The sequence below is a fragment of the Eubacterium sp. AF19-12LB genome (genome assembly GCF_003479125.1).
In the GTDB taxonomy this organism is placed as follows: Bacteria; Bacillota; Clostridia; order Lachnospirales; family Lachnospiraceae; genus Eubacterium_U; species Eubacterium_U album.
The window spans coordinates 349-3,870 of sequence record NZ_QUGP01000024.1 but is presented as its reverse complement, the minus strand read 5'-3'; the positions used below and the strand labels follow the sequence as shown (position 1 = coordinate 3,870).

The following is a 3,522-nucleotide window of genomic DNA, read 5'->3' as shown; positions in this document are numbered from 1 at the left end:
GCCGGAATACGAAACGCAGCAAAGAGTGGAAAACTAGCAGGGTTTATGGCAGATGAAGCCGGAAGCGTGTCGTATGAGAGGGGTAAAGGAGAAAGATTAATACCAGGAATGGAAGGTGTCGTTACTGGTGGAGATTCTACAAAATTAGGGAAAAATATGATGGAATCCATGGCATTGCCTAGAGGAACTAATTGGACAGGACACCAGGCGCAGCATATTATTCCAGCAGAAATGACAAATCATCCAGTATTGCAAAGAATTGGAATGGATTGCCATTATATCCTAGTCAAGGTGCAACTGTAGATTTGTGGCAACGTAGCTTAGAGAGGATTCAATAAATGGACGAAAATAAAATTGTAAATGTAAAAGCATTATTGTACGATACTGATACCAATGAAGTAAAAAGAATTATTTCTCAAACGGAAGATCAAGAAATTTTATATGTCTATGCTTATAATTATAATTGGGATAATGGTTTTGATATTCCACAAACAGTTTTAGATAATGAAAAATGTGATTTAAGTATAGCATTATTAATTTTTTATAGGGCTGATGGATTAAGTTATTTAGAAGACAAATCTGATAATGCTAATTTACCACAATGGTCTTCTTTTATAAAAAGATTATATGATTCAATATTAACAGGAGAATATCAAAGAGGAGAAATTCAATTTAAAGTACCATTATCAAAAGTTCAGCTCTTTAAATTGAAAAAAGTAACAACAGAGGAAGAAAATATTTTCACTGAAAATATTGAAGGAAAATGCTTGGATATTGATTTATAGTGTTAAATTATGTAATAAGTTTGTAACATTTTTCCTAACGATTCCCAAATGACCATGTTACAATGGCACGCAAGAGGCTCTAGAGCAACAATGTATTACACTACTATGTATAAAAACGGGAAAATGTACAATTTGGAAGTTTTGTATGATGAAGTTACAGATACGGTATATCATTTTGAGTATGCGAGAAAAGCAATGGGGAATCTTCCAGCAATACAAAAATAAGAAAGGAGCTATGATATTAATATGACAGAGAAAGAACAATTGTGGTATTTAATTAACGGAGTGTTGAATAACACATACGATATAAAGACATTTTGTTTCGAATTTACTAGAATATATGATTTAGAAGTAGACTACGAGCAGTTATCAGAGCAAGAGAATAGCGAATTTGGTGATTTGTGCGAAATGGCGGGAAGATTTTCAGATGATGATGAGTTAAAAATTCCAAATATGTACTACTCTAAGGAAAATATTTTAGAGAAAGCAAGATATGTAAAACAGAAGTTAGAAAATGATACAAACTAAAATAGAAAGTAGGGGTTATTATGTTAGAAAAATTAGAAAGTGTTTTATATCTTGAAAAAAACAAACAATTACGATTGGGAAAGGATAGAAGATATGTTTAATATTCGGTTTCCAATTGACTATAAACTTTTTATTAATAATTATGGTGAAGGTGGAATAAATGAATTTTTGTGGATTTTGTCTCTGTTCTCTAAATATGAAAATTTGAATACAGTTAAAAAATTTTATGAAATGAAAGAAGCATATGAAATAATGAAGAAAGAGCTACCTGAAATTTGTGAATTTGAATTCTGGGATGATGGAAAAGGCATTTTTCCATGGGGAGTTACAGATAATGGTGACGAACTATTTTGGAACTACACTGAGAATTCTGTTGATATTGTCATTTTTTCTTCGTGATATGCAGACAAACAAATATATAGTTGTGGTATTGTGGAGTTCCTAATTCAATTATTTGAAAAATGGAAAAAATGTAGTATATTTCCAGATGACTTTATAAGGGAAGAGAATTATTACAAATTATGATTAATGATATTAGCGACATAATTTATTAATAATGTGATTCAAAAAGCGGTAAAATTAACATATATTTTTACTTGAAAAGGTGGTAATTTGTATCCTTAATTTATCAATATGAACCGTAAAGATACTTTGAAAAGCTTAGTATCTGTACGGTTTTCTGATATAGAGCAATAACCAAGTTTTCAATTTATGTGATTTATCATAATCATAGACTGCTTACAGCTGATTCGATGGACTTACTAGTACAGATAAAATTGTAAATACGAATATAATGAATTTAGAAACAAAACGAAAGAAAAAATTACAACCGGCTACTGGAATGCGGGAGCAAGAATGTACAATTCCACAGACAGGGAATTTATACAGAAGGACCCTAAAGCAGGAAGCATTACTGAGCCGATGACCCAGAACGGTTACACATACTGTGGAGACAATCCACTTTATTACATAGACCCAGACGGATGCTCATACATAAGCACACTTGGAAATGCAGGAGGAACAGCCTTCAACGTTGTAAAGAGCGGAGCCGTAAGTGGACTTGGATTATATGCAAGGGTATGCTGTGAAATAGATAACATGCCGACATGGGCAAAGGCGGCCGTAGGAACAACGGGAATAGTAATTGCAGGAGCAAGTGGAGTGGGAGCAGCCGCAATAGCGGAAGCAGTAATAGCGTCAGCAGGAATATCAGTGGCAACAGACGGAGCATTCTACAGCATATATGCATTAAACAATGGAAGTTTCAGCAAATCAGAATTAAAGGACACGGTCATAAACGGAGCAGCAAACGGCTACATGTTTGCAGGAGCAGGGCTTGGAGTGGCAGGAATACGAAATGCTGCAAAGAGCGGAAAACTAGCAGGGTTTATGGCAGATGAAGCAGGAAGCGTGTCGTATGAGGGCGGTAGAACAACTGGCAAGACAGATTTTTATGTTAAACCCAACGGAGAGATTGTACCGGCTACTGGATATAGATATATGGACAGTAAATATGCAGAGCAAACTATGAAATCTATGAGTGCGCCAGGTTCATATTTTGGATTTAAAAAATTCAATTCAGCTAGTGCTGCGCAAAATGCATTTCAAATATCATCGGAATGGAGCAATTGCAAATTAAGAGGAGAATTTGATACTTTGCAGGTTATTGATGAAATGTATGTACCTAAAACATATGGTGATAAAGGTTCAGGATTAGAACCGTTTACAAGGTGTTATCCTGAATATGGAAAAGGAGGTTGTCAGCAATTTATATATAAAGGCACAATTCGTTTTAAAAGTGTTGACATAATAGAAGATTAATATGGAAAAAAAAATACTAATTAATAACATAATATACTTAGTTAATAAATATTTAGACGAAAGAAACGATTTGATAGAATTGATTAAAAATGATTCAGATAGCGTAAAATATATTTTATCAGAATTAAGTAAAGAAAAGAAAATAGATTATGACGAACAAGATCTTGAGCTAATTAAGGATATAGCTTTTTATTATCTTTAATTGGAATTATACTTTCGGAGGTTCAATATTATACTATTTTATCCATCGATTAAATTTAATAATTGTGGCTGTTACAAAGCAATTAAGGATTTTATGATGTTAAATTAATAAATATTGGTTTAACTTTGCACAAGATGGGCACTGGATGAAAATGCAGAGGTTGCAGCGAAAACAGAGTATGATGCA

Annotated in this window: 5 protein-coding genes and 2 pseudogenes; all 7 read left to right on the top strand. The window is 33.1% G+C overall.

Annotation, left to right across the window (positions count from 1 at the left end; genetic code table 11):
• Window positions 1–303: pseudogene (locus tag DWX29_RS12320) on the top strand (AHH domain-containing protein); the annotation flags it as partial.
• Between the two features lie 35 nt (window positions 304–338).
• Window positions 339–785: a DUF4274 domain-containing protein gene (locus DWX29_RS12315; protein ID WP_118565967.1), complete on the top strand. Its 447-nt coding sequence runs from the start codon at window positions 339–341 to the stop codon at window positions 783–785.
• 90 nt (window positions 786–875) lie between these two features.
• Window positions 876–1,010: a hypothetical protein gene (locus tag DWX29_RS13080; protein WP_279218284.1), complete on the top strand. Its 135-nt coding sequence runs from the start codon at window positions 876–878 to the stop codon at window positions 1,008–1,010.
• Window positions 1,011–1,031: 21 nt separating this feature from the next.
• The gene (locus DWX29_RS12310) at window positions 1,032–1,313 is read left to right on the top strand and encodes a hypothetical protein (RefSeq protein WP_118565966.1); all 282 of its coding nucleotides are present in this window, start codon (window positions 1,032–1,034) and stop codon (window positions 1,311–1,313) included.
• Between the two features lie 39 nt (window positions 1,314–1,352).
• Window positions 1,353–1,712: an SMI1/KNR4 family protein gene (locus DWX29_RS12305; RefSeq protein WP_279218283.1), complete on the top strand. Its 360-nt coding sequence runs from the start codon at window positions 1,353–1,355 to the stop codon at window positions 1,710–1,712.
• Window positions 1,713–2,126: 414 nt separating this feature from the next.
• Window positions 2,127–3,134, top strand: a pseudogene (locus DWX29_RS12865) (RHS repeat-associated core domain-containing protein); the annotation flags it as partial.
• A 1-nt stretch (window position 3,135) separates the two neighbouring features.
• A complete protein-coding gene (locus tag DWX29_RS12295; protein ID WP_118565963.1) occupies window positions 3,136–3,336 on the top strand; it encodes a hypothetical protein in 201 nt (66 codons plus the stop codon).
• Window positions 3,337–3,522: the final 186 nt, after the last annotated feature.

Bases quoted from the DNA above. Each gene is read 5' to 3' on its own strand.
- DWX29_RS12315 (WP_118565967.1), top strand. From the start codon at position 339: ATGGACGAAAATAAAATTGTAAATGTAAAAGCATTATTGTACGATACT.
- DWX29_RS12295 (WP_118565963.1), top strand. From the start codon at position 3,136: ATGGAAAAAAAAATACTAATTAATAACATAATATACTTAGTTAATAAA.
- DWX29_RS12310 (WP_118565966.1), top strand. From the start codon at position 1,032: ATGACAGAGAAAGAACAATTGTGGTATTTAATTAACGGAGTGTTGAAT.
- DWX29_RS13080 (WP_279218284.1), top strand. From the start codon at position 876: ATGTATTACACTACTATGTATAAAAACGGGAAAATGTACAATTTGGAA.